This is a genomic window from Shimia sp. R9_1 (assembly GCF_017743775.1).
GTDB lineage: Bacteria > Pseudomonadota > Alphaproteobacteria > Rhodobacterales > Rhodobacteraceae > Shimia.
Window position 1 is genome coordinate 776,780 of the sequence record NZ_JAGHRN010000001.1, and the last position, 26,620, is coordinate 803,399.

General features: G+C 59.2%; 21 protein-coding genes. 11 read left to right on the forward strand and 10 right to left on the reverse strand.

Translation table 11 applies throughout. From position 1 onward, the window contains the following. Positions 1-7: 7 nt before the first annotated feature. The gene (locus J7399_RS03725; protein WP_209084204.1) at positions 8-460 is read right to left on the reverse strand and encodes a cytochrome c; all 453 of its coding nucleotides are present in this window, start codon (positions 458-460) and stop codon (positions 8-10) included. A 200-nt stretch (positions 461-660) separates the two neighbouring features. Then, on the reverse strand, positions 661-1,377 hold the full coding sequence (locus J7399_RS03730) for a Crp/Fnr family transcriptional regulator (RefSeq protein WP_247738671.1): 717 nt from the start codon (positions 1,375-1,377) through the stop codon (positions 661-663). A gap of 240 nt (positions 1,378-1,617) precedes the next feature. On the opposite strand from J7399_RS03730, the gene nirK reads away from it, so the two are divergent. Both nirK and J7399_RS03740 read left to right on the forward strand, forming a co-directional pair. Beyond that, the gene (gene nirK / locus J7399_RS03735; RefSeq protein WP_209061806.1) at positions 1,618-2,835 is read left to right on the forward strand and encodes a copper-containing nitrite reductase; all 1,218 of its coding nucleotides are present in this window, start codon (positions 1,618-1,620) and stop codon (positions 2,833-2,835) included. Positions 2,836-2,852: 17 nt separating this feature from the next. Then, positions 2,853-3,620 carry an SUMF1/EgtB/PvdO family nonheme iron enzyme gene (locus J7399_RS03740; protein ID WP_247742709.1) on the forward strand — a complete coding sequence of 256 codons (768 nt, stop codon included), beginning with the start codon at positions 2,853-2,855 and terminating at the stop codon, positions 3,618-3,620. A 9-nt stretch (positions 3,621-3,629) separates the two neighbouring features. Here the strand turns inward: J7399_RS03740 and J7399_RS03745 are convergent, their stop codons facing one another. The 4 genes from J7399_RS03745 to J7399_RS03760 all read right to left on the reverse strand — a co-directional run bounded on the left by J7399_RS03745 (position 3,630) and on the right by J7399_RS03760 (position 7,202). Then, the gene (locus tag J7399_RS03745; RefSeq protein WP_348539426.1) at positions 3,630-4,271 is read right to left on the reverse strand and encodes a nucleoside/nucleotide kinase family protein; all 642 of its coding nucleotides are present in this window, start codon (positions 4,269-4,271) and stop codon (positions 3,630-3,632) included. Beyond that, a complete protein-coding gene (locus tag J7399_RS03750) occupies positions 4,268-5,038 on the reverse strand; it encodes an ATP-binding cassette domain-containing protein (RefSeq protein WP_209061808.1) in 771 nt (256 codons plus the stop codon). The genes J7399_RS03745 and J7399_RS03750 overlap by 4 nt, the downstream gene beginning before the upstream one ends. Then, on the reverse strand, positions 5,038-6,099 hold the full coding sequence (locus J7399_RS03755; protein ID WP_209084205.1) for an ABC transporter permease: 1,062 nt from the start codon (positions 6,097-6,099) through the stop codon (positions 5,038-5,040). Before J7399_RS03755 ends, J7399_RS03750 begins: the two co-directional genes overlap by 1 nt. Before the next feature lie 92 nt (positions 6,100-6,191). Beyond that, entirely contained in the window at positions 6,192-7,202 is a 1,011-nt protein-coding gene (locus J7399_RS03760; RefSeq protein ID WP_209061812.1) for a sugar ABC transporter substrate-binding protein, read from the reverse strand. A gap of 192 nt (positions 7,203-7,394) precedes the next feature. Here J7399_RS03760 and J7399_RS03765 point away from each other — a divergent pair, with 192 nt between their 5' ends. From J7399_RS03765 to J7399_RS03785, 5 genes are all read left to right on the forward strand, one after another. Further along, on the forward strand, positions 7,395-8,591 hold the full coding sequence (locus J7399_RS03765; protein WP_209084777.1) for an ROK family transcriptional regulator: 1,197 nt from the start codon (positions 7,395-7,397) through the stop codon (positions 8,589-8,591). A 153-nt stretch (positions 8,592-8,744) separates the two neighbouring features. Further along, positions 8,745-10,169 carry an HlyD family efflux transporter periplasmic adaptor subunit gene (locus tag J7399_RS03770; RefSeq protein ID WP_209084206.1) on the forward strand — a complete coding sequence of 475 codons (1,425 nt, stop codon included), beginning with the start codon at positions 8,745-8,747 and terminating at the stop codon, positions 10,167-10,169. Further along, positions 10,162-11,745: a glycosyltransferase gene (locus J7399_RS03775; RefSeq protein ID WP_209084207.1), complete on the forward strand. Its 1,584-nt coding sequence runs from the start codon at positions 10,162-10,164 to the stop codon at positions 11,743-11,745. Before J7399_RS03770 ends, J7399_RS03775 begins: the two co-directional genes overlap by 8 nt. A gap of 268 nt (positions 11,746-12,013) precedes the next feature. Further along, a complete protein-coding gene (locus J7399_RS03780; protein WP_209084208.1) occupies positions 12,014-13,408 on the forward strand; it encodes a nucleotide sugar dehydrogenase in 1,395 nt (464 codons plus the stop codon). Positions 13,409-13,444: 36 nt separating this feature from the next. After that, positions 13,445-16,057: a calcium-binding protein gene (locus J7399_RS03785; protein WP_209084209.1), complete on the forward strand. Its 2,613-nt coding sequence runs from the start codon at positions 13,445-13,447 to the stop codon at positions 16,055-16,057. A 20-nt stretch (positions 16,058-16,077) separates the two neighbouring features. On the opposite strand, the gene J7399_RS03790 is transcribed toward J7399_RS03785, so the two are convergent. Beyond that, on the reverse strand, positions 16,078-16,692 hold the full coding sequence (locus tag J7399_RS03790; protein WP_209061821.1) for a response regulator transcription factor: 615 nt from the start codon (positions 16,690-16,692) through the stop codon (positions 16,078-16,080). Between the two features lie 337 nt (positions 16,693-17,029). Here J7399_RS03790 and J7399_RS03795 point away from each other — a divergent pair, with 337 nt between their 5' ends. The 4 genes from J7399_RS03795 to J7399_RS03810 all read left to right on the forward strand — a co-directional run bounded on the left by J7399_RS03795 (position 17,030) and on the right by J7399_RS03810 (position 23,318). Further along, positions 17,030-17,521, forward strand: coding sequence for a molybdopterin-dependent oxidoreductase (locus J7399_RS03795; RefSeq protein ID WP_348539427.1), 492 nt, complete (start codon positions 17,030-17,032; stop codon positions 17,519-17,521). Between the two features lie 78 nt (positions 17,522-17,599). Beyond that, positions 17,600-20,032, forward strand: a complete 2,433-nt coding sequence (locus J7399_RS03800) for a PAS domain-containing hybrid sensor histidine kinase/response regulator (protein ID WP_247742710.1) — start codon at positions 17,600-17,602, stop codon at positions 20,030-20,032. 231 nt (positions 20,033-20,263) lie between these two features. Further along, entirely contained in the window at positions 20,264-22,918 is a 2,655-nt protein-coding gene (locus tag J7399_RS03805; protein ID WP_209084212.1) for a transporter substrate-binding domain-containing protein, read from the forward strand. Position 22,919: 1 nt separating this feature from the next. Then, a complete protein-coding gene (locus J7399_RS03810; protein ID WP_209077673.1) occupies positions 22,920-23,318 on the forward strand; it encodes a response regulator in 399 nt (132 codons plus the stop codon). A gap of 114 nt (positions 23,319-23,432) precedes the next feature. Here the strand turns inward: J7399_RS03810 and aroA are convergent, their stop codons facing one another. The 3 genes from aroA to J7399_RS03825 form a co-directional block, all read right to left on the reverse strand. Continuing rightward, the gene (gene aroA, locus J7399_RS03815) at positions 23,433-24,779 is read right to left on the reverse strand and encodes a 3-phosphoshikimate 1-carboxyvinyltransferase (protein ID WP_209084214.1); all 1,347 of its coding nucleotides are present in this window, start codon (positions 24,777-24,779) and stop codon (positions 23,433-23,435) included. Between the two features lie 127 nt (positions 24,780-24,906). Then, the gene (gene trmB, locus J7399_RS03820; protein ID WP_209077669.1) at positions 24,907-25,632 is read right to left on the reverse strand and encodes a tRNA (guanosine(46)-N7)-methyltransferase TrmB; all 726 of its coding nucleotides are present in this window, start codon (positions 25,630-25,632) and stop codon (positions 24,907-24,909) included. Positions 25,633-25,687: 55 nt separating this feature from the next. Further along, positions 25,688-26,584, reverse strand: a complete 897-nt coding sequence (locus J7399_RS03825) for a bile acid:sodium symporter (RefSeq protein WP_348539428.1) — start codon at positions 26,582-26,584, stop codon at positions 25,688-25,690. Positions 26,585-26,620 lie beyond the last annotated feature (36 nt).

Below are 26,620 nucleotides of genomic sequence, written 5' to 3' on the forward strand. Positions count from 1 at the left end.
CGCCTCCTTATCCGGCGTCATTGGGCGGCCAGCCCTGCGTGTCTGTCTGATCCGCCCAGCGCAAAAACTCAGACAGCCCGCGGATGTCTTCATCGCTCAACTCATAGCGGGGCATCTGGCGACGTCCTTCGACTCCGCTGGGTTGACTTTCGATCCACCCCTTCAGCATTTCAAAGGCGTCTTCCGGGCTGTCCTGCACACCCCAGCGGGTCATCACATTACCCACTTCAGGCGCGAAGTAGGCACCCTCGCCATGCAGGGTGTGGCAATTGATACAGGAGTTCTCTTCCCAGACATGTTTACCGTGGATCACCGCCTCGCTCAGCGCCATTCCGGCGGTCGAGGTGTTCACCACGTATTTGTGCGATTGGACGGTCATCCCCACGAAGATCACGACAAAAAAGATCGAACCTCCGTAGAAGATGTTTCGCGCCCGCGACTTTGTCAGAAATTCAGCCATGAGCCGGCCTCCTTGGATTCGGGATGGCCTTGTCATAGCGGGGCAGCTCACGTGGAAGTTTGTGCCAGCACAACCTTTGAAACGGTTTTTGGGGCAAACCTGCTCTAAAACGCAGCACGCAAATGCCTGCGGAGAAAATGTCGGACGAGAAGAGATCGCTGCAGATTGCTCAGGCGCGCCAGTAAAGGCAAAAGCCGCGTTTAGGCCCGGCTCAAATCCACAAGCGCACTGGGATCAAGCACCTTGATCTGTTTGCGTTTGCTCTGCACCAGCCCACGCTTTTCCCAGTCGCTCAACAAACGGCTGACCGTATGCAGCGTGGTCGCTGTGAGCTCAGAAAGATCCTGCCGCGTGATCGGGAAGTCTATTTCTATACCGTCGGGTGTCTTGCGTCCGGTCTGGTTGATCAACCGCAACAAGGCATTGGCCAAACGCTGTTCCACCTGCTGCGTGGCCAGCTCCACAATGCGTGTGTTCAACTCTCCGACCCGCTTGCCCACCGTCTTATAGGTGTTCACGGCAAACCCTTGATAGTCGGAAACAAAGCTCTCCCACAGCCCCATCGACCAACTCAGAACAATCGACTCCGTCGCCGTCACTGCGGTTGCGGGATAGGTTTCGCGCCCAATGGCCTTTGCAATCCCGAGCAGCTGGCCCGACGGGATATACAGGGAAGTCACCTGCTCGCCGGTCGCCGTGATCCGCACCACACGCACATACCCATCCAGCAGCATATAAAAGCGCTCTGCCGGAGCGCCTTCGTCAAAAATCGCCACCCCCGCTTCATATCGCTTAGAGGTCGCCTGATCCAAAATCCTGCGGATCTGCCGTTTTTCAAGTTCGGAAAACGGCGGCAAGTGCGTGAGCAGGCTTTCATCCAGCCTAGGCAGCGTTTTATGCGGCGGCGTACGGTCCATGCATGAGTTGTGCCAGAACACCAAGGCGAAGACCACCTGCCGCAAGGCCCGCGCGCCGACAAAACCAAAGTTCTTTGCGCTGGAACAAAGTTCAGATTTTCAAATCCGTTAAATCTCGCCGCAACACACAGCCCACTTTGAACACTGCAAAAACTTTCAAGGCGTGACTGCGCGTTTCTCTTCAAAAGCAGCACATGGGTCGACCACCCGGTGCCAAGCAACCACCTCATGGAGGGTAAAATGGCCAAAATCATCAATCCCGGTCTCATGAAAACAAGCCGCCGCAATGTTTTGCGCGGCAGCATGCTCGCAGGGGCCGCCGTTATGGCGGGTGCCACGGTTAAGGCGACACCGCGTGCGCCCAAAATCGACGCGATCAATGCAACCTCCACACACCTTTACAAAACAGCTGGCAAACAAGAGACAGCAAGCACCGCGAAGCCAGCAGATCTTTCCGGCTACACCCGTGTGAAACAGGAGCTGGTCGCGCCGCCCTTTGCACCGGAACATGAGCAGGTCGCCACTGGTGGGCCAAAAATCATCGAAATCACCATGATCACCGAAGAGCGTCTGATGGTGGTGGATGAAGACACCGGTGCCAGCATCTGGGCGCTGACATATAACGGCTCGGTGCCGGGCCCGCTGATCATCTGCCACGAAGGCGACATGATCGAGCTCACCCTGCGCAATCCTGAGAGCAGCATGATGGAGCACAACATCGATTTCCACGCGTCCACCGGAGCGCTTGGCGGCGGCGGACTGTCCCATGTTCTACCCGGCGAAGAGGTAGTGCTGCGGTGGAAGGCCACCAAACCAGGCTGCTTCACCTATCACTGTGCCCCCGGCGGCGCGATGATCCCCTACCACGTCACCCACGGCATGAACGGCGCTGTGATGGTGCTGCCAAGAGACGGACTGAAGGACAAAGACGGCAATCCGCTGCGCTATGACCGCATCGCCTACATCGGCGAGCAGGACTACTACCTGCCACAAGATGAAAACGGCGACTTCATTCAATATGAGCAAGCGGGCGAAGACTTCTCTGACAGCCTTGACGCCATGCGCACCCTGATCCCGACGCACTCTGTCTTCAACGGAGCCGTGGGCGCATTGACCGGCGAAAATGCCCTGAAAGCCGAGGTGGGTGAAACGGTCCTGATGATACACAATCAGGCCAACCGCGACTCCCGTCCGCACCTGATCGGTGGGCACGGTAACTATGTCTGGGAAAGCTCCTTCACTGATGCGCCCTTGCAGGACATGGAGACCTGGTTCGTGCGCGGCGGCTGCGCGGTGGCAGCGATGTATACCTTCGAGCAACCGGGCGTCTATGCCTACGTCAACCACAACCTGATCGAAGGTGTCATGCTTGGTGCCACGGCCCACTTCGTTGTCGATGGCACGTGGAACAACGAGCTGATGGAGCAGGTGGTCGCTCCCAGATACTTTGAAACTTGATCTGAAAGGATAAACCCATGCCCGCCGCCAAGCGCCCAAACCTCACAAGCGGACCCTCCCTTCGTCTTGCCGGTTTTGGTGTCTTGGCGGCGGCTCTTTTGGGGGCTGCTGCCCTGCAATTTGCCCCCAAATCACCATCACGGCCCGAACTACTGCCGCAGATGGCCGCCCATGCGGTTGTTATGCCAGACGGGCAACGGTTTTTTGCGCAGCGCTTTGAGGTCTCCGTTGCTGAGTGGAACATATGCGCGGCAGAAGGCCGCTGCGCGGTGTCGTTGCGCGTGCGGCCGGACCAAAAGCCCGAGACCACGCCAGCCACCGGTCTCAGCTACGAAGATGTGCAGCAATACATCGCGTGGCTCAACACGCAAACCCGACAGCGCTTTCGCCTGCCCACCGCCACAGAATGGGAACATATGGCGGCCGAGGTTCTGCCAGAAGAACCCGATCCGCTCTTCACCGATCCCTCACTCACCTGGGCTTCAACCTACCTAACCGAAGGCACAACACCCCGCGCGCTGAAACCTCAAGGCAGCTTTTCCACCTCTCCTGAGGGTGTGGTTGATCTGGATGGCAGCGTCTGGGAATGGACCATGGAATGCTACGCTGGTGCCGAGGAAGGCATCGACCGCGACCGTTGTCCGGCATATTTTGTGGGCGGTGAACACGTCGCCGCGATGTCTTATCTGATCCGCGATCCAGCCCGCGGTGGATGCGCCGTCGGCTCCCCGCCCGCTCATCTCGGGCTCCGTCTGATCTCTGATCATGACGTTCCGCGCGGCTAAGGCCCCGCTCTAAAAAGCGCCGGTGTTTTGAAACTCGATATCCGCGTGCAGACGCTGGCTTTGCACCAAACGCGCGTTTGTCAGGTCGTTTTCCTCTGCGCGCTGCTCCGCCTGCTCCTGCGACAGCCCGTGGGTCAGCCACCGCTCCACCAGACGCCGACGCAGCTCTTCTTCTGGCACCGACAGAAAAACCGATACATCCCAAATGTCTGACAGCGCCCGCCAGACCGGCGCGTCAAACAGCAGGTAATTGCCTTCAACCACCACCGTATCGCACTGCGCCGACACCGCGCCGCCACCGGGTATGGTCACATCGCGGGCGCGGTCAAAGGTTGGATAGGCCTGCACCCCGCCTTGAGACAGCTGACCCGCCAAGGCCACAAACCCTTCTACATCAAAGGTATTTGGCGCACCTTTGCGCGCTAGAAGCCTCAGATCCACGAGATCTTGATTGTCCATGTGAAACCCGTCCATCGGCACAACCTGCACCGCTGATCCGGCGGCACGCAACCGCGCAGCAATCTCTTCTGCCAGCGTAGATTTCCCGCTCGCCGGTGCGCCCGCCACCGCCACAACCCGGCGCGCGCCTTTGCGCGGCGCGGCCGCTATAGCCGCAACCAGCGCATCCAGATCCTGCATCACGCGGCTCACGCCGCCTCCGATGGCGCAGCCTTCGCCCCCGTCATAAAGGCCACCGCATCTGACATGGTGTAATCCTTTGGATCAATCACACAGAGCCGCTTGCCCAGACGGTGCACATGGATGCGATCAGCCACCTCAAACACATGCGGCATGTTGTGGCTGATCAGGATGATCGGAATGCCCCGCGCCTTCACATCCTGGATCAACTCCAGCACTTTCCGGCTCTCTTTCACGCCCAGCGCCGCGGTGGGCTCATCCAGAATGATCACCTTGGAGCCAAACGCCGCCGCACGCGCCACGGCCACGCCTTGCCGCTGACCGCCGGAGAGGGTTTCCACCGCTTGATTGATGTTCTGAATGGTCATCAGCCCCAACTCGCTCAGCTTGTCGCGGGCAAATTTCTCCATGGCAGGACGGTCGAGCTGGCGCATCCATTTGCCGCGAAAACCGGGTTTGCGCAGCTCGCGCCCCATGAACATATTATCGGCAATCGACAGCGCTGGAGACATGGCAAGGGTTTGATAAACCGTCTCAATCCCCGCTTCACGCGCCTCAATGGGGGAGGTAAAGCGCACTTCCTTGCCCTCCAGCGTCACGGTGCCTTCATCGGGGATCACCGCACCGGAGACCGCCTTGATCAGCGAGCTTTTCCCGGCACCATTGTCGCCAATCACCGCCAAAATCTCGCCCGGCATCAGGTCGAAGTCACAATGATCCAGTGCCGTCACACGGCCATAGCGCTTGACCAGTCCGCGGCCTTTCAAAATCGGTTCCATTATGCCGCCACCTTTCTAATCCACTGATCCACGGCCACCGCGCCGATAATGAGCGCGCCGATGAGCAGGAAGGTCCATTGCGCGTCCGCCCCGGCCAAACGCAGCCCGAGTGTGAAGACCCCCACAATCAGCGCGCCAAAGAATGTGCCCAGAATGGAGCCGCGCCCGCCAAAGAGCGATATGCCCCCGATCACCACCGCGGTGATGCTCTCGATGTTCAGAAGTTGCCCCGATGTCGGCGAGACAGAGCCAATCCGCCCGATCAACGCCCAGCCCGCAAAGGCACAGATCAGCCCGGCCAGTGCATAGACTGAGATCAGCACGCCCTTCACATTCACGCCCGACAGCTCCGCCGCTTCAGGGTCATCGCCCACCGCATAGACATGCCTGCCCCAGGCCGTGTGCTTCAGCACATAGGCCAGCACGACAACCAGAAGCACCATGAAGACCACGCCCAGCGTAAACACGGCCCCGCCAAGTTTGAACTTTGCCCCCAAGAGCTGCAACAAAGGCGCCTCTGCGGCGATGTCCTGTGAGCGGATGGTTTCATTGGCCGAATAGAGGAAATTCGCCGCCAGTACGATCTGCCACATGCCCAATGTGACGATAAACGGCGGCAGCTTCATGCGTGCCACAAGCCAGCCATTAAGCGCGCCAATCGCGGTGCCAAATGCCAGTCCGAAGGCCACAGCCACCGCAGGTGGCAAGCCATAGCGAAAGGTGAATTGCCCCATCACCACAGAGGAGATCACCGCAATGGCCCCGACACTCAGGTCGATGCCCGCGGTCAGGATCACCAGACTTTGCGCCGCCGCCACAATGCCAACGATCTGCACCTGCTGCAAAATCAGGGTAAGCGCGAAGGGTGAGAAAAACCGGCTGCCCAGCAGCAGGCCAAAAATCACCACCGCCCCAACCAGAACGATCAGCGGCACCAACGCGGGCGTGGTGTGCAAGGCGTGGTGAAACCGCCCGACAATCCCCCTTTTGCCCTCGTCAAAATGAGCAACTTCGGACGCTGAATCTGTCACCACAGCCTCATAATTCTCCGACTGAGACATGTGAGCCCTCCCCCGGCATTCTGTCTGAGCTTGTGCAAAAGGGTGAGGCTGCCCCCACCCTCTCGCGTCAGGTTAACACGACTTGGCCGCGATCAGCCCCAGCAAAGCTCGGTGCCTTTGGCGGTGTCGATGCTGTCCACGCCATCTACCGGCTGATCGGTGACAAGCGAGACGCCAGTGTCAAAGAACTCTTTGCCATCAGAGGCCTGCGGCTTGGTGCCGTCTTTGGCCCAGGCGGCAATCGCCTCAATACCTTTGGACGCCATCAACAGCGGGTATTGCTGCGAAGTTGCGCCAATGACGCCGTCCTTGACGTTGTCCACACCGGGGCAGCCGCCATCGACAGACACAATCAGCACGTCGTTTTCACGGCCAATCGCCTTCAGCGCTTCATAAGCACCCGCAGCGGCAGGCTCGTTGATGGTGTAGACCACATTGATCATCGGATCTTTGGCCAGCAGGTTCTCCATGGCGCGGCGGCCACCCTCCTCGTTGCCAGCGGTGATGTCATTGCCCACGATGCGTGGATCGGTCTCATCGCCCCATTTGCCGGGATCGCCCAGCTCAATGCCAAAGCCTTTCAGGAAGCCCTGATCGCGCAAAACACCCACAGTGGGCTGGCTCACCGCCAGATCGAGCATCGCAATCTTTGCGTTGGCCGCCTCATCGCCCAGCGCCGCTGCCGCCCATTTTCCGATCAGCTCTCCAGCCAGGAAGTTGTCGGTGGCAAAGGTCATATCCGCAGAGTCAATCGGCTCCAGCGGCGTGTCGAGTGCAATCACCAAAAGGCCCGCATCCCGCGCTTGCTGCACCGCTGGCACAATCGAGCTGGTGTCAGAGGCTGTCAGCAAAATACCTTTCGCGCCATTGGCAATGCAGGTCTCAATCGCCGCCACCTGAGTTTCGTGGTCACCATCCACCTTACCGGCATAGCTGTTGAGCGTGATGCCCAACTCTTCGGCCTTTGCCGTCGCGCCTTCGCGCATCTTCACAAAGAACGGATTGGTGTCTGTTTTGGTGATCAGGCACGCGCTCACATCCGCCGCCGCACTGACCGTCATTCCGGCCAAAACAAGGGCCGATGTCGCAAGTAGCTTTTTCATAATGTCCTCCCAAGGTTCGCAATATTTGGATCTGGCTCCCTCCAGCTCCAGGCCTGCCTCTAATTCGTGACGCAGGATGCCCCCATAGGTAACGGCGATTCCCCAAGAGCTGTCAATAAATAAATTAACTTTATTAAATAATCGAAGCCCCCTATCTTCCAAAGCTGGGAGGAGCCTTTTATGATCAGCCATATGGATGGCGGAAAAATCAGAGCACTCAGCGGAGGCGTGAATCAACGGCGCGTCCGCAACCACAATGAACGCCTTCTGATGTCCATCCTGCAGCGACAGGGCGCCCTGCCCGGCATCGACCTCGCCAAACGCATGGGGCTGACGCCACCGGCGATCTCCACCATGCTGCGCAAACTGGAAAGCGATGGCCTGCTTCAACGCGGCGAACCCACGCGCGGCAAGGTGGGCAAGCCCTCCATCCCCATGCACCTCAACCCCGACGGCGTCTTGGCTTTGGGATTGAAGATCGGTCGCCGGACTGCGGATCTCCTGCTTTTGGATTTCGCAGGCAATGTGCGCGCTTCAGAGCACACCACCTACGACTACCCGCTGCCCGCAGATGTCTTCTCCTTCCTGCATGACAGCCTAGAGACATTGCTCGCTGCCCTCAGTACTGAGGAGGTCGCGCGCATCTGCGGCATCGGCGTCGCCGCCCCTTTTGAGCTCTGGCGCTGGAGCGATCTGGCAGGCCCCGCCGCAGAGCAGTTCAAGCTCTGGAAAGACATTGATTTTGCCCAAGAGGTGGCCCGCTTCAGCGACCTGCCCATCTTTGTTGGCAACGATGCCACCGCAGCCTGCCGCGCCGAGCATCTCTATGGCCGTGGCAAAGAGTTCCGCGACTATGCCTATTTCTTTGTCGGCTCCTTCGTTGGCGGCGGCATCGTGATGAATGACAGCGTGTTTGAAGGCAATCAGGGCAACGCAGGCGCGCTTGGCTCCATGCGCGCCACAGGCCCTATGGGCGAAAGCCGCCAGCTCATAGATGTGGCCTCCATCCACCTGCTGGAAACGCGGCTGATCGAGGCCGGCCTCAACCCCGACATGCTCTGGAGCCAGCCACAAGACTGGTCGGTGCTCAGCCGCTATGTCGATCCTTGGCTTGGCCAGACCGCGCAGGAGCTCGCCAAGGCGGCGCTGTCGGTCTGCTCCGTGGTCGATTTTGAGGCCATTCTGATAGACGGGGCCTTTCCCCCCGATGTCCGCCAAGAGCTGGTGGAGCGGGTCCGGCGCTATCTGGTCAATCAGGACACACGCGGCCTGATCGTGCCGCGCATCGAAGAGGCTGTGGTGGGTCAGGACGCCCGCGAAATTGGCGCCGCCAGCGGCCCGATCTTCTCGCAGTTCTTCCTCAACACCCACGCCGGACTGTCCCGCTGAGCCGCAACACCCGGCTTTGTAGCAACCAAAGTGAGCGGGCCTATACCTGCGTATAGTCGCCCTGCCTTTTGCCACCCCAACCATACCTGAGCGCGACGCACGCTTGCGCCATCCGCCAGCTACCTTCTGGGCATTCAACCTGTGAGAGTGCCCGTGCAAATCCGCCATGAAAACCCCAGCGCCCAGCTCAGCTGGAAGGTGCACGCCCCGCTGTTTTTGGACACGCCGGACGGCGACCAAATCCGCATTGAGGCGTGGTCTCTTGCTGGCTTTGACTGGCCCGAGAATGCAGGATCGCCCCCGCAATCCGGCACTCTGAGCGTGCCTTTTCAGGGGGTTGATGTCCGCTTTGACGTGCGGCTGACGGCACCGGATGCCGACGGCACGGTGGCCTTTGAAGGCCTCAGCGGGCGTCAGCGCGAAACGCTGGCGCTGTTTTACCGTTCCATCCTCTCCGGTCGCATGGCCAGCAGCGAAGACGTGATCATGAGCCTTGATACGCCCGTTGATCTCGTGCCCATGGAAGAAACCGAAGAAGAGAAAACCACCAACCAGCAATCCAGGATGCCCGGCTCTGTGCGAGCGGTGATCCATGTAGTGATCTACCTGCTGCTGGCAGCCCTCATCGCCACCGTTCTTGGATCGGCACTCTTCAACGGCCTCACCCGCATCAATATCCAGCACGGCCGCGTCGTCGCGCCCATTTCCGAAGATCTGCCCGCCAGTGAAGGCTTTGTGAAATCCATCCACGTGGTCCCCGGCCAGCGGGTTGAGGCAGGCGAAGTCATGGTGCGCCTGCGCGATCCGGCCGCACAGGCAGAGCTGTCCCAGACCCGCGCCCGCCTGAGCCTTGCGGAGAAGGAGCTCGACCGCGTCATTGAAGCCCGCGCCATGCTGGAAGCCTTGGATGAAACACAGCCCCTTCAGGTGCGGGGTGCCCTTGCAGCTCAGATCTATGCGCAGTTCATCGGAGATCGCGGCTTTGACGCCCTATGGAAGCGCTGGCTCGATATTCAAACGCATGATCCCGAAGCCGCCACAGCCTTTGACCCCTTTGTCTTTGCGCTGGACAAACTCATCGAGCTGGAGCTCGAGCACAACGCCAAAGTGCGCCGCCTGCGCGCCACCCGCGATGCCAACAAATCAGCGATCTCCATGAGCCACGTGCGCGCGCCCTCAGATGGGGTGGTACACGAGGTTCTGGTACGCAAGGGGCAGCCCTACCGCCATGATGATCTCGCGGTTGTCTTTGAGTCTGACACCCCCCGCGTGGCCATGGGATGGGTCTCCGAGCGGTATTCCGAGGCCATCTTCATCGGGATGGAGGCGCATATCGGCGTCAACAGCCTTGGCCAGAAAACCACCATCGCCGGCACCGTCACCGATGTGCGGGCGGGCGCTGATCCCCGCCGCCCTGGCGAATTTGGCATCATCGTCACCGTCACTCCCCAGGATATCAGTCCGGCGCAGACCAAATCCCTGCTGCGCCGCGACGCGCCGGTCAATATCCAAACCCGCCGCGCGGTTGGCCTGCGCATGATTGCGCGCATTCAATCTCTGGTGAGCCGCGATGAGTGAGTTGTCCGAGTTCGCCTTTGACAAGGATCTGACCCTCAAGCTGCGCGATCTGCAGACCCCGATCAAACCCTATTGGGCGCGCTGGACATTGCCCAACGTGCTGGCATTCATGGCGGTGATCGCGGCGCTGCTCTGGCTGCTGGTGAATGTGCCCAACCGCTTTGTCGATCCCAACGCTTTGCATATCACCGTGATCCTCGGCGCTTTGGGCCTGTGGCGCTTTGGCTGGTGGTTCACCCATTCGGTGCGCGCCATGATCTATGCCCGCCTGAAGTGGCCCCACATACGCGCCCGCGCCGACGCGCTCTGGCAAGAAGGCTGGCGCCCCAAGCGCCTGCATGTCCAGATGACCACCTATTATGAGGAACCTTCGATCACCAAACGGGTGATCGGCTCCATCCTTGGCCAGATTAAACGCGAGCGCATTCCCACCACGCTCTACATCGGCACCGGCAGCGCCTATGACGAAAACATCATCCGCCAGTTCGTAGACACCTACGCCCAGGACATTCCGGATGATCTGGCCGAGCTGGTGTTTATCCGGCAAAACCAACCGGGCAAGCGCATGGCGATCGGGCTGATCCTACGCGCCATTTCACGGGCCGGTGCGGACCCCGATGATATGGTCATCTTTATGGATGGGGACGCGCTTTACGGGCAGGACGTGCTCAAGAAAACCCTTTCAATGTTTGCCTATGATCCGGAGCTTCAGGCGCTTACCACCGATGAAGAGGTGATCTGCTACGGCCCTACATGGATCGCCAAATGGCTCGACATGCGTTTTGCCCAGCGCCGCCTCGCCATGCAGAGCCACGCCCTATCCAACCGTGTGCTCACCCTCACCGGCCGGATGAGCGTCTTTCGCGCGCGCCACATCGTCGATCCCAAGTTCATCCGCACCATTGAGGCCGACCACCTCAATCACTGGCTCTGGGGGCGCTTCCGCTTCCTGTCAGGGGATGACAAATCCACCTGGTACCGGCTGCTGAGCGTGGGTGCCAAGATGACCTATGTGCCGGACGCCACGGTCTACACTATCGAAGTCATCAAAGAAAACGGCCTGCTGAGGATGGTGCAAAACTTCCGCCGCTGGTCTGGCAATATGCTGCGCAACGGCAGCCGCGCCATAGCGCTTGGCCCGCGCCGGATGCCGTTCTTCATCTGGTGGTGCGTGGTCGATCAGCGCATCGCCATGTGGACCATGATGGTGAGCCCTTTCATGGCCGTGCTCGGCAGCATCGTGGCCCCCGGCTACATATGGAACTGCCTGATCTGGGTGATCTTCTCCCGCGTCGTGCTCTGCATGTTCCTGTTTGGCTACAGCCGCCGCGCCGACATGACCTGGCCGTTCATTCTCTACCTCAACCAGGTCATCAACGCGTCGGTCAAAATCTACATGATCTTCCATCTCTCCAAGCAGAAATGGTCCAACCGGGGCAATCAAAGCGCAGGCGATGGCGATGGTCTTCTGGAGCAGCTGCGCAACGGCTTTGCCAAGTTCCAGCTGGTCACAGCGGTCACAGGCTTCCTGACATTGCTGATGATATACGTCGGACTGATCGAGCTGCCGTTTTGAGGCGCGCCCTATCCTTTCGCGCAAACCCGCCTGACCAGCCCCTGCCCTAAGATAGGTACCACAACGTGGGTTGTGGCAACGCCGACCCCAATACAGCCCACGCGGCAAACCTGCATGTCCCCTCATGCAGGCTTTGTCGTTTTTGGAGGTATTTCCAATTTTATCAAAAGGATAGCCTCGTGACCCAAAGCCATCCCCACCTGATCTAACGCCAGCAAAAAGACTGCGGGCTTCCTCCTAAGCTCAATTCAAACAGGAGGACGTTTTTATGGAATTCCGCGATTTTTCAAACCAACCAGCTGAGCTTGTTACCCCCATCCCAAGCGAGAAGGCCAGCATCAGCATCGTAGGTCTCGGCTATGTCGGCGCGGTGTCCACCGCCTGCCTCGCAGCACTTGGTCACCGTGTGATCGGCGTCGATCTGGATCTTGGCAAAGTGGCACAAATTGGCCGCGGCAAAAGCCCGATCCATGAGGCGGATCTGAGCGAAACCCTCACACAGGGCGTCAAGGATGGGCTGATCTCGGCAACCGACGATCTCACCGCCGCTGTGCGCGAGACGGATGTGACCTTTGTCTCCGTTGGCACGCCAACCGCTGCCGATGGTGGCTGTGACGACACCTACATCCGGGCCGCCTCCCGCGCGATGGGCGAAGGGCTGCGCGACAAAGAAGGGTTTCACGTCTTTGCCATGCGCTGCTCGATCCCGCCGGGCACCACCATGTCTGTGATGACACCCATTCTGGAAGAGGTCTCCGGCAAAGTTGCAGGCCGCGATTTCGGCATCTGCTTTAACCCGGAATTCCTGCGCGAAGGCGTGGCAATCTCTGATTTCCATCACCCGCCCAAAACCGTGATCGGCACCACCGATTTTGCCACCGCGGAAATCATGCGCCGGATCTATGCCCCTGTGGATGACAATCCGATCCTCACCACCATCGAAGTGGCTGAAACGATCAAATATGTCGACAACGTCTGGCACGCCACCAAGGTCTGCTTTGCCAATGAGGTCGGCCGTCTGTGCAAACCGCTTGGTGTCGACAGCCACGCCGTGATGGACATCTTCACTCAGGACCAGAAACTCAACCTGTCCTCCTACTACCTCAAACCCGGCTTTGCCTATGGCGGTTCCTGCCTGCCCAAAGAGGTGCGCGCGGTGCAATATGTGGCACAAAAGCACGGCGTGTCCCTGCCGATGATCGGCAATTTGGAAAGCTCCAACGCGGAACAGATCAACCGCGCAGTCGAAATGGCCTTGGCCACAGGTGCCCGGCGCGTCGGCGTCCTCGGTCTTGCGTTTAAGCCGGGCACCGACGATCTGCGCGAAAGTCCGATCCTTGAGGCAATGGCCACTCTGCAAGGCCAAGGTGTGGAACTGCTGGCCCATGACGCCGCCGTCACCAAAGACACCCCGCTGGAAGGCCTCGCCAGCTACACCAAACATGGCAGCCAGGGTCTGGCGACCCTCTCGGCACAGCTCAAAGACATGCTGTGTGACGACATCGACCACCTGATGCGTTCGGTGGATGCGGTGATCGTCTGCCACGCCAGCGACACCTATCGCGAGGCCGTCACACGGCACCCGGACATCGAAGTGATCGACGTGGTGCGCCTCTTTGACACCGCTCCCCGCAACATCGCCGTAAACGGCATCGGCTGGTAAGCCCGCACGCCTCCGAGAAACAGGAAAGGAACGGCTATGCCTGATCCAACAGAAAACACACTCATCGGCACAATTCTGTCCGACGCCTTTGATGGCACGCAAGCCAGCGACCTCATGGTCGGGCTGGACGGGGATGACACGCTCACCGGCTCTGCAGGAAACGATGTCATCCACGGCGATCACGCTCAGGAAAACCTGCTGTCTGGCACCTCTGGCGCCTCCGGCTTTCAAGATTATGCCAACAGCGGCAACTGGACCATCACCGACCTTGATGGCGGCCACCAATCCATGAGCCAAAGCCTCTCTCTGGCTGAAAACGGCGTCTACCGCCTGAGCTTTGATCTTGCGGCCAACTTCTCCGCCGGTCTGACCAGCGCCTCAATCGAGGTTCTGGTCGACGGCGTGGTGGTCGGCGACTTCTCTTCAGAAAGCGGGGCCTTCTCCACTTTTGAGACCACCTTTACGGCACAACGCAATGCGCCTGAAATCACCATCCGCTCGGTTCAGGGCGAAGGCCAAGGCCCGGTCATCGACACCTCAGGCCCTGCTTTCCACTATGACAAAGAGATGGAGATCGGCGGGCAGACAGTGACAGTTGCGGCCTTTGCGGATGGCCAATCCAATCTCTATCAGGTGCTCAACGGCACACTGCATGTCTTTGACGTGGAAACCCAAAGCTATGAAATCGCAGGCGCCGCAGGCACGGTCAATGTGAACTCCATGGGCTACAACGCCGAAGACGATCTGCTCTATGCGATTGCGGTCAGCAACGGTATCGACAGCCTTGGCAATGCGGTTCAGCGCTCTGATCTGATCATGCTCGATGCCGAAGGCCACAGCTACCGGATCGGTGAAACACCTTACCGCTCCTGGACTGGGGATTTTGATGATCAAGGCAATCTCTGGTCTTTTGAATCCAGCATGGACCGCATCGCGGTAATCGACGTCGATACGTTTGATGAAAACGGCAATCCCGAGGTCACCGTGCACCACCTCCCCCGCTCTCTGGTGCAGCATCGCGTCTATGATGTGGCTTACGATGCCGGCAGCCAGAAATTCTACGGCGTTGCCCGCCCACCGGGGGAAGGTCACGACACCATCCTTCTGGTCGTGGACATCTCTTCAGGTGAGCCCACCTTCTCCACCGTTCCGGTCACATCAACCGTGGTGGATGGGCAGACCCTTGCTGGCGCACCGGCCATAACCTTTGGGGCTGCGATCGTGGATGCAGATGGCACGCTCTATGTGGGCGGCAACTCCGGCGATCACGATATGAACAACAGCACCCGCAGCTCCGGCGGCATCTATCAGGTCATCATCGATCCAGACACCGGCGAAGCGGCCTTGCACCTGATCACCAACGCGCCACGGTCTTACTCCAACGATGGTGCCGCTGACCCAACCGCAGAAAGCCCCTTTGCCGAGGTGGATCTCAGCTCCTCTGTGCTTCTGCGCGATCTGGAGCTTGTGGCCACCACCGAAGGCGCGTTGACCTATGATGACCATCTCTCGGGAAATGCAGGGCATGACACCATCAACGGCGGCATCGGCACCGACGCCCTGTTCGGCGGCAGCGCCGGAGACGCGCTGCGCGGTGACGACGGCAACGACTATCTGCACGGCGGAGCTGGTCCCAACTATGAAAGCAGCATCATATCCGACTACGACGGCGGGCTGCGCTATGACCAGTACGGCAACCTCCTGCCAGAGGATGACGACCTGCTTCTTGGCGGTGCCGGAGACGACACTCTGGAGGGCTCAGCAGGCCACGACACGCTGGATGGCGGCGCAAACAATGATGTCTTGAATGGCGGCTCCGGCTCGGATGCCCTCTATGGCGGCACCGGCGACGATCTGTTGTCAGGCGGCGGCCAAGACGACACGCTGGAGGGCGGCACCGGAGCGGACACCCTCGACGGCGGATCAGGCGACGATGCGCTCTCAGGTGGCGCAGGCAGTGATCTGCTGCGCGGCGGCTCCGGCTACGATACCCTCGACGGCGGCGCAGATGCTGACACGCTCGAAGGCGGCAGCGGCCATGATGCACTCTCAGGCGGCGCAGCCGATGACAGCCTTGTGGGTGGATCAGGCGATGACACGCTCAACGGCGACGATGGCGCAGACACGCTCCGGGGCGGTTCCGGCGACGACCAGCTTGATGGCGGCGCTGGCAGCGACGATCTGCGTGGCGGTGTGAACGACGATGTGCTCACCGGCGGCTTGGGTCGCGACAGCCTGCGCGGCGACAGCGGCAACGACGTCCTGAACGGTGGCGATGACCGCGACTATCTCAGCGGCGCGTCAGGCAATGACACTCTGGACGGCGGCGCAGGCGGCGACCGGCTCTACCTCGGGGCTGGAGCGGACCTGGCCTCGGGTGGCGCTGGAGCTGACCGCTTCATCTTCCGCAGTGATGATCTGGACGGCAGCACCGACCGCATTCTGGACTACGACATAGATGGCGGTGACCGTCTGGACTTCCGCCGCCTGGAGTTGGGCGCAAGCGACGCGGAACATCTGCAATGGTTTGCCACCCATGTCACAAGCTCTGGCGATGATCTGCAGATCTCCCTGTCAAACAACACCACTCTCGTGCTGGACGGCACGGCCGCGCAACTTAACGATCTTTATGACACTATTCTGTTCTGATCGAAAACGTAGAAGTGGGCTTACTCAAAGCCCGCTTCCTTCGCGATTAATGCCGCCTGTGTGCGGTTCTTCGCATTCAATTTTTTGCAAAGGGTACGCACATGCAGCTTGATCGTGACCTCCTGAAGATCCAGATCCCGCGCGATCTCCTTGTTGGAATGCCCTTTGCAAAGCCCGGTCAGCACTTCTTTTTCACGCTGACTGAACTGCTTGGCAAAAGCGGTTTCCTCATCCGCTTCGCCCCCCGCCATCACGCTGGGCGGCACAAAGCTCTCTCCCGCGATCATGAAGCGCACGGCGTTCACCAACGATTTGGCACCCATGGTTTTGGGCAGAAATCCGATCGCACCCGCATCCAGAGCCTCTTGCGCCACCTTATTGGGGGCGGTGCCACTGACAATCGCAATGGGCTGTTCCGGGTATTTGGCCAAAGCGTCGGTCAATCCCTGAAGCCCGTTCATGCCGGGCATGCTGAAATCCAGCAAAACGAGATCAAAGGTCCCCTTCTGCTCCAGCGCCTTCATGGCTTCAAAGTAGTCAGACACCGCAACAACGGCCGCACGCCCCTCAGAGGTGAGGTAGGCAGAAATGGTTTCCCGAACCATTCCATGATCATCAGCAAGTAAAATTCGCATCGAAACCGGTCGCCCTATGTGATTGGCCTGACCCGAGCCTAACTCGCAAGCGGTGCCAGAACCAGAGAGCGCTCCCTTATCCTTATAGAATTCAAATGGCATAGTAATCTTACCTTTCCCCTAATGACCCAAGGTCAAAAACAACGCAAATTCGATAGGTTTGAGTAAACCCGCATAGATTGCGCCATGGCGAGGCACACTTCCGGTGCGCCCGCGCGGCGAAAGGTATGGGCGACTATACGAAAGGTTAGTCGCGTAACCCAATGCGCGTCCCCGCCCAAAATCAAGCCGTGGCACAACACTTCTGCGATGTAAGAAATCCACAGGAGTCGGCCCCATGAATATGTTGAAATCCGTTTTGTTCTCTGCCGCCGCTGCAGCCTGCCTTGCCACTTCGGCGGCCAGCGAAACCATCCTTGCGGTTTACGGCGATGTTGCCACCTCTTCCGATGGCGGTGCCTGGAGCTTCAGCGCTGAAGATCTACGCACCCTGCCCAGTGAAAGCTTTCAGACCGAAACCATCTGGACCGAAGGCGAACAAACCTTTGTGGGCGTCCCCCTTCACAGCCTTCTGGAACATGTCGGCGCAAGCAACGGCAAATTGATTGCCATTGCTGCCAATGACTATGCTGTATCGATCCCGACAAGTGACGCGGTGCCCAACGGCCCAATCGTGGCCTATCTGCGCAACGGTGAAGAAATGTCCCTGCGCGACAAAGGGCCACTTTGGATCGTTTACCCATTCGCAGGCAACGCCGCGTATAAGTCTGAAGAATATTATTCTCGCAGCATATGGCAGCTCAGTCAGATTGAAGTGGTTGCCAATTAACCATCTGGGGTAGGCACGATACGCGATCGACACTCTTTGATGCTGGGGCGGTGGCCACTCATAGCGCTTGGCGCGCTTTTGATCGCAAGTCTGATTATCATCGGCTTGCTTGGCCGCTCTGTGACCACCGACCTGCGCGTGCTGTCCACCGCGCAGCACGATGACGTCAGCTGGCGTATGTCGCAGTTGGAGGTCGAACTCTTGCGATTGCAGAATGTCACGCTGGACGCATTGAACGACCCACAGGCGGAGCTGAATGTCCTGCGCAAACGCTATGACATCTTCTACAGCCGCATCACCACCCTGCGGCAAAGCGCGCTGTATCAGTCCTTCAAGGATGAGCCCGAAATTGTCGGCCAGTTGAAGATGGCCACCGACTTTCTTGAGAAGACCACCCCCGCCATCGACGCGGGCAATGCGGCCTTACGCGCAGCACTTGATGGCATCTATCAGGACATCACCGCCTTGGCCCCGGCGGTGCGTAGCCTGGCGCACTCCGGCATCGCTAGCTTCACGGCGCAAGAAACCGCCCGTCGCGAAACCTTTTCTGACACCCTGCGCAGCCTCGCCATTGGCATCGTTGTCCTGATCACCGTGCTGTTTGGCGCACTTGCCACGCTGATCGGATTGCATCGGCAGGGCAAATCCATTTCCCTGATCAGCGACATCGCCCGCGCCCGCTTTGAGGCGGCCATTTCCTCTTCCCTTGATGCCGTCTTGGTTGTGGATGCCAAGGGTCACATCATCGAATTTAATGGCGCTGCACAGTCGGTCTTTGGCTATCAACGCGAAGAGGTTCTTGGGCAGGACATGGTCGACCTGATCGTGCCGCAACACCTGCGGGATGCCCACCGCGAAGGCATGGCCCGTTTCCTGCGCACAGGAGGCCGCAAAGTCATCGATGCGGGCCGCGTTCGCCTGCAGGGCCTGCGCAAATCCGGCGAGGTCTTTCCGGTCGAGCTCTCCATTTCCTTGTCACAGGCGGCGGGGGAAACTGTGTTTGTCTCCTACCTGCGCGACATCACGGCGGAGCTTGAAGCCGAAGAAGCGCTCAAGGATGCGCTGGAGAAGGCCCAACTTGGCGAGAAGGCCAAATCAAACCTGCTCACCGTGATGAGCCACGAGATGCGCACCCCGCTCAATGGCATTCTCGGCTCGCTTGACCTGATTGATCAGACGTCGCTCAACGACCGCCAGAAACAGCATCTCAACGCCATCGCCGTCTCCGGCGATCTGCTGCTGTCACATGTCAACGACGTGCTTGACTTCTCCAAGCTGACCTCAGACGCGGATTTCGACGAAATCGCCACCTTTGATCTGAGCGCCCTGATCACCGAAGTCACGGACAGCCTTCAACCGGGCGCAAAAGCGCAGAACAACAGGCTTTCGGTCTCGTTCCAGTCCGAGGACCTTGGCTATGTGCGCGGCGCTCCACGCTCACTTCAACGCTGTCTGGTCAATCTGATCGGCAATGCCAATAAGTTCACCCAAAATGGCGTCGTCAACGTTGAGGTCGAACGGCTCTCAGGCGGCGACGTCGAAATCCGTGTTGCCGACACCGGCGTGGGCATCGCCCCTGAAAACCTCGAACGGATATTCGAAGAGTTTGTCACCATCGACACCGCTTTTGCCCGCACCAACTCCGGCACGGGTCTGGGATTGGCGATCACAAAACGCCTGATCAACCAGATGGGCGGGGAAATCGACGCAGACAGTCTTTTGGGCGAAGGCAGCCTCTTTGTCCTGCGCCTGCCGCTCCCCGTCGCCGATGCGCAAACCGCACCGCAAAGCGCCTCCGCCCCGTCTAAGCTTACAAGCCTACCGCGCGCCATTCACGCTCTGGTCTGTGACGACAACCAGATCAACCGCAACATCCTGTCCGCAATCCTTGAAGAGCTTGGGGCCAGCGTCACCTCTGTCTCCAACGGGTTTGACGCCATCGCCGAGGTTGAGGCGCAGGACTTTGACGTTCTGATGCTCGACATCAGCATGCCGGAAATCGACGGCATCGAGACCCTGCGCAGAATTCGCGAAAATTCAGAGGACGGCCTGCCGCTCCCGGCAATCGCCGTGACCGCGCATGCCGCACCGGCTGATCACAAAAAGATCCTCGCCGCCGGTTTTCACAACGTTCTGGTCAAACCCGTCTCCCGCGCCTCGGTGCATCAATGCCTCGCAGGCGTCTTTGACATGCGGCTGACCGATCAGCCCGCCGACGCGCCTGCTGAGCCGGAAAACGAATATCTCGCCCGCTTTGGCCCCGAACGCTTTGCCAAGGCGCTTGCGGAAATGAACGCAGACCTTTCGCAACTCATCGCAACCCTTGAGCACAAGACGCACCTGACCGAAGCGGACCGCGACGCCGCGCATAAGCTTTCCGGTTCTGCTGCTGTGTTGGGACAAACCGACATGTGGGACACGCTGCAGACCCTGCAACACTGCCCCGATGCGGACTGGCAAGAGGACAAACCGCTTGTGCTTGCCACGCTCAATGCACTGCTCGGAACATAAGCCCCATTTTCAATGACCCTTTCATCAATGCCTATAGGGCAGCCAACCTCAATCTTGGCGCCTCCATTCAAAAATGTGACATATTCAACACTATCCGAAAGTTGTATACACCTCCCCCAAAGGTAGATCGTCGCGATAGATGCATGTATCGTACATCATCTACCCAAATAAATCGCGAAACGGCCGAAAGACTAAACCTCCCAAGAACACTCGCGCACTACGAGAGCGACTATGACTAGATACTTTGCGATCCTTGTATTCGCGCTGCCGGTGATGTTTGGCATGGCAGAACGTACGAAAGCTCAGCATTCTGAAGCGTCTTTGGTTGTGGGCTGGACTGAAATTGCCCCCCTCTTTCGCGTTGAGCCGGATGGCAGCGCAGGCGGCTTCGGCGCCGAAGTCATCCGAGAGGTGGCGGCACGTGCCGGCTTCAAGATCGCGTTTCGAAAATTCTCCCGCGCAGAAGATCTCATCCGGGCGCAAGTTCTGGGCGATATCGACTTGATGCCGGCCATTGCCGCGCTGCCGGTGCTGGCTGAGAACAACATCTTTTCAGACCCAATAGCCCAAACCCATATGCGGATATTTATCCGCACCGAAGACGTGGAAACCCTCAACCCGGCCACGATGTCTGATGCTAAGATCGCTGTTCCTGGTGTCTCGGTTGGCACCGAAGGCACCTCCTTTATTGCGCGCAACATCCCCGTAGAAATTCCGGTCTCGACCAATTCCATCATGGAACTGCTACGCGGTACGGTCGATGCGTTGATTGCCAGTGACAACGTCACGCTCGCAGACGCCCATGCGCTCCGTCTTGATCACCGCATCCTTGCGGTTGGCCCGCCGCTGCGGAATTTTGACCGTGTCATCACCCTGCGCCGCGAGTTCTCAGACCTCATGCCCGCCATCAACCAGGCAATCGCCGAATTGGAGGCGGATGGCACCCTTGAGGAGCTGCGCAACATAAACCGGGTCTCTGTTGCGCCTCTAGAGCCTGACGTGCTGAAAGTGGGTGTGTTTCACGCCCCACCCTACTCCATGATCAATCCGGATGGCACCTTTTCCGGGTTTTCCGTCGACACCATCCGCCACCTTACAAAATCCGCCGGGATCGCCATCGAGTTTGTTGAAATTGACGAGGAGAGCCTCGCCCTTGGTCCAGCGCCGGATCGCTATGACCTTCTGCCTCAAGTAGCGATCAACGAAGAAGCCCGCCTGCGTATGGACTTCACCGCGCCGATTGATCGGGCCTCCTTTGCGGTTTTCACGCGCGTTGGCGAAGGTCGCCAAATTTCCGACCTCTATTCCCTGGTTGGCTCGCGGCTTGGCGTCGAAGCCGTTGGCGTTGCCCGGCAACTGGCGGAAAATCATGAAGGGCTGGAACTGCGCATCTTTGACGGACCGGACGCTTTGCTAAATGGCCTTCTGGTTGGACAGGTCGATGCAATCCTGTACCCAAGGCACGCCATCACCGTGGCCGCAGCCGGTCTCGGCGTTCAGGATCAGATCCGCGAAATCGAAACCCCGATCCACAGCGTCGACCGCGCTATTGCCCTGCGTTTTGGTCTGGGACAAACCCGGGAACGCCTTAACGCGGTTATTCCCGGCTATCTCGCCTCCTCCATGGACACTCAAATCCGCGAAGAATATTTCGGCACGCCTGTGTTCTGGACAGACAGCCGCATCACATTTGTCCGAAACGCGCTGCTCATTGGTGCCGCCTCAATTCTGGTGCTCTTTATTGCCTGGGCGCGCTGGCGCCAAAAACGCACCACGCAGGCCCGCCGCAAATTCGCCTCAACGCTGGTGGATCAAATACAGCTCGGCATCGTTTTGGTATCCCCACAGGGTGCGATCGAATTTGCCAATCAATTTGCCAAAGACCGCGCGCCAAACGGACATGCCCTGCTTAAGCGTGGCAACAACTTCCAGAAAGTTGTTGAAACGTTGATTGATAACGGAACCGTACCGCTGAAAGGCAGGACAAAAACGGAATTTCTGGGGCATCTATCCAACGACGGCCTGCAACTGAACAGCACCAATGAGTTCAAATTCTCCGACGGGAAAACCTATGTGCGCACAACACTGCCTCTTGGCGCTGACGGTACATTGCTCACTTACGCGGATGTCTCAGAGGACCGCCGCCAACTGACCGAAATCCGCAATCTCAATGCCAAACTGCTTCAGCAGGTGAGCCTGGCAAGCGCCGCTAACGCAGAGCTGCGCGCTTTTGCCTATGCCACCTCCCACGATCTGAAGGCGCCCACCAACACCACCTCGCTGCTCATATCTGAACTGGGTGAGGCCCTCGCGCCGCATATGTCGGAAGATGATGCGGAGATGTTTGACGACCTGACCGCCACCAACCAACGCATGGCGCAACTCATCGACGATGTGCTTGAATACACCAACGCGATTGGCAGCGAAATGAAGCGCTCCGAGGTGGATATGGATGTGCTGCTGAGCGAGGTTCTGGATGACCTCAAAGCCGACATCATCGCAAGCGGCGCAGAAATCGAACACGCATCCCTGCCCAAGATCAACGCCCACCCCGCGCAAATGCGGCAACTTCTGCAAAATCTGATCAGCAATGCGATCAAATTCCGTGCCGCCGACCGGACCCCAAAAATCTCTGTCACCACAGAGAGATCCCGGCGCGGCGAGGTGGCTTTCGCGGTCACAGACAACGGTATTGGCATGCGAAGTGAGCTTCAGGGACGGATCTTTACGCCTTTTACACGACTTAATGCGCAAGAAGACTATGCTGGCTCTGGACTTGGCCTTGCGATATGTCAACGCATAGCGATGAACCATGGCGGCAAAATTGAGGTGACGTCTGAATTTGGAGAGGGCAGCCAGTTCCGGGTGCGCATTAAGGAAAGCTAAGATGATCAACAATCTGATGATGATCGACGACAGCAAAGTCGAACAAAAAATCTATCAGAAAATTGTGGAGCGCTCGCAGATCGTCGGCTCGCTGGAACAGTTTTATGAACCAGAATCCGCATTGGAATTCCTGCGCTCCAAAAATGGCATCACAACAGACGCCATTTTGCTCGACATCAATATGCCCCGCATGAACGGCTTTGAATTCCTCGAAGCCGCCAGCCAAGAATTCGGCGATGATTTTGCCCGCGCCGCTGTGATCATGCTCACCACCTCCATTTCTGAGGCCGATATGGAGCGCGCAAAATCTTTCCCGGTTGTCCGCGGCTATATCAACAAGCCGCTCAAAAGCGATCATCTCACCATGATCGACAATATGCTCAACGAGCCTGAAAGCTGACGCGGGGCAGCTCGCCCTTCAGCCCCCCACGCTGACACGCCAAACGCAAAACGGCTCAGGAAACCCGAGCCGTCTTTTGTGTCCTATCGAATGTAGAACGCCAGTGCGCGCGCCTCAGCTCCGCGTGATTGCGGCACCCAGCCCACTCATCAGCGGCTCAAAGATCGGGAACGAGGTGGCAATCGGGCTGCCATCATCCACGCTCACTGGCTTCTGTGTGGCCATGCCCATCACCATAAAGCTCATGGCAATGCGGTGATCCAGAAAGCTCTCACAGGTCGCGCCACCCGGCACATTGCCGTGGCCACGCCCTTTGACAATCCACCAGTCATCGCCTTCTTCCACCTCAACGCCATTGGCACGCAGCCCTTTGGCCATGGCGTCAATCCGGTCGCTCTCCTTGACGCGCAGCTCCTTCACGCCTTTCATAACCGTGTCGCCGTCGGCAAAGGCCGCGACAACAGACAGCACCGGATATTCATCAATCATGCTGGCCGCGCGCAGCGGGTCAATATCAGCGCCCTTGAGGTCAGGCGAGAAGCGCGCACGCAAGTCCGCCACAGGCTCGCCGCCCTCTTCACGCTCGTTTTCAAAGGTCAGATCCGCGCCCATGGATTGCAGCGCATAAAACAGGCCCGCACGGGTCGGGTTCAGACCAATATTGGGCACCAGCACATCAGAGCCGGGCGTGATGATCGCCGCACAGACAGGAAAGGCCGCCGAGCTTGGATCACGCGGCACCACAATGGTCTGCGGCTTCAACTCCGGCTGACCGGTCAGGGTGATCACGCGGCCTTCATCGGTTTCCTTAACCGTGATCTCAGCGCCAAAGCCTGCCAGCATCCGCTCTGTGTGATCGCGGGTGGCTTCTTTCTCGATCACCACAGTCTGCCCCGGCGCGTTCAACCCCGCCAAAAGCACCGCAGATTTCACCTGCGCTGAGGGCATCGGCACCTCATAGCGCACCGGCACCGGATCATGCGCGCCCACAATGGTCATGGGCAGACGCCCGCCGGAGCGGCCCACAGAAGTGGCCCCAAACAGCGCAATCGGATCGGTCACTCGCGCCATCGGGCGGCCATTGAGGCTTGCGTCACCGGTGAAGGTCACCGTAATGTCGCTGGTGGCCATCGCCCCCATGATCAGGCGCACGCCGGTGCCGGAGTTGCCACAGTCAATCACCGTGTCCGGCTCGCCAAAACCGCCAACACCCACCCCATGCACAGACCAGTTGCCTTCACCGTGGTTGATCACCTCCGCGCCAAAAGCCTGCATGGCTTTGCCGGTGTCCAGCACATCTTCGCCTTCCAGCAGACCGCTGATTTTGGTCTCCCCCACCGCCATCGCGCCAAGGATCAGGCTGCGGTGGCTGATGGATTTGTCACCGGGCACATGCGCCTCACCAGAAAGCGGGCCGCAGGGGGAAGAAGTCATCGGGATCGGGGTGCCATGGCCGGACATATGCGCGTCATCCTTTGTTCAGTTGCCAAAGCTGTTAGCGCAACAAAGCCCCCCCGTAAATGCGTGGGGCTTTCTCATTCAAAAAATATCCCGGGGGTGAAGCCGCAGGCTGAGGGGGCTGGCCCCCTTACACCTTTCTGAAAGTCAGATAATGCGGCTTGCGGCCTTCGCGAAACGCCTTCTGCTCATAACGCGTGGAAATCCAATCTTCCCATGGCTCCCGCCAATCTGCGGGCTTTTCCGCCAGCCATTCAAAGCCATGGCGCGGCACCTGCTCAAGCGTCTGACGCACGTAGTCCTCAATGTCGGTGGCCACGCGGAAAATCGCACCGGGCTTGAGCTTGCGCGACAGCGGCTCCAGATGGTCAGGTGTCACAAAGCGGCGGCGGTGGTGGCGTTTCTTGGGCCATGGATCAGGATAGAGCAGAAAGGCGCGGCTGAGGCTCTGGTCGGGCAGCACATCAAACATGTCGCGCGCATCACCGGGATGCACCTTGATGTTGTCTGCCCCCGCCTGCCGGATCTTGCCCAGCAGCATCGCCACACCGTTGATGTAAGGCTCACAGCCGATGATGCCCACATCGGGGTTCTGCACCGCCTGATGCACCATGTGCTCACCGCCGCCAAAGCCGACCTCAAGCCAGACGTCTTTGTCGCCAAACAGCGCCTTCAAGTCGATATGCGCGCGCTCCGGGTTCTCTTCCCAGCTCACCTTGCCCGGCGACAGAGCCGCCAGATCCTCATCCAGATAGGCCTCTTGGCTGGGGCGCAGCCCCTTGCCTTTGAAGCGGCCATAGAAGTTGCGCCAGGGCGCGCCTGAGGGATGGTTGGTGGGTTTGGTGTCGTCAGACATGGCAGCGTGATCCTCGATCTTTGCGCGCAGCCTTTGCCCAAAGCCGCGCCAAAGGTCAAGTTTTGCCGAAGATCAGGCGCAAAAGGAACACACCGGGGATGGTCACCACAAACATCGTGATGCCGTAAACCGCCGAGGGCACCGCATATTCCGGTATGCCCGCCACTGCGGCCACCATGCCCGCCACGGTGATGCCAAGTGTTGCGTTTTGCACCGCCATCTCCACCGAGATACAGAGGCCGTCCGCACCGGACAGGCCAACCACCCGCGCTACGACCACGCCCAGCAGCAACAACACCGCATTCAGCCCGATCAGGACCGGCGCGAGCGTGCCCAGATTGGCAGCAAACATCGCCCAATTGTCCGCCAGCGCCGCCGCCACCATGATCACAAACAGCACCAGCGCCACCAAAGAAACTTTGCCCTCGTGACGGTCAGCAAAAGCAGGCGCGACAAAGCGCAACAACACACCAATCATCACCGGCACCGCCGTGATGACAAACATGCTCATGCCAATCGCCGTGACATTGAGCTCCGGCGCTGCGCTGCCAAGGAAATAGTCGGTGGACCAGCCCACCAGCGCAGGCACTGTCAGCACGGACAGCAAGCTGACCACCGCTGTGAGCGTGATCGACAGGGCCACCGTCCCTCCCGCGAGCTTGGTGAGAATACTGGAGGTCACGCCCCCGGGGCAGAACGACAGGATCATCACCCCCAGCGCCAGACCGGGCGGCAGGCTGGTGAGGCTGACCAACACAAAAGCCACCACCGGCAGGGCCACCACCTGCATCAGAATGCCCGTCAAAACCGCGCGCGGCAGGCTGAAGACCCGGCCAAAATCCGCAAAAGTCAGACCAAAGCCCAGCGAAAACATGATAATGGCCAGCGCCAGCGGCAGTGCCACTTCCAACAGCATCCCTTTGTCCTCCCTCGTTTTTTGCAAAACTCGCACAAAAACGCGGCAAAACCAATGTGCTCCTTAGAAGAG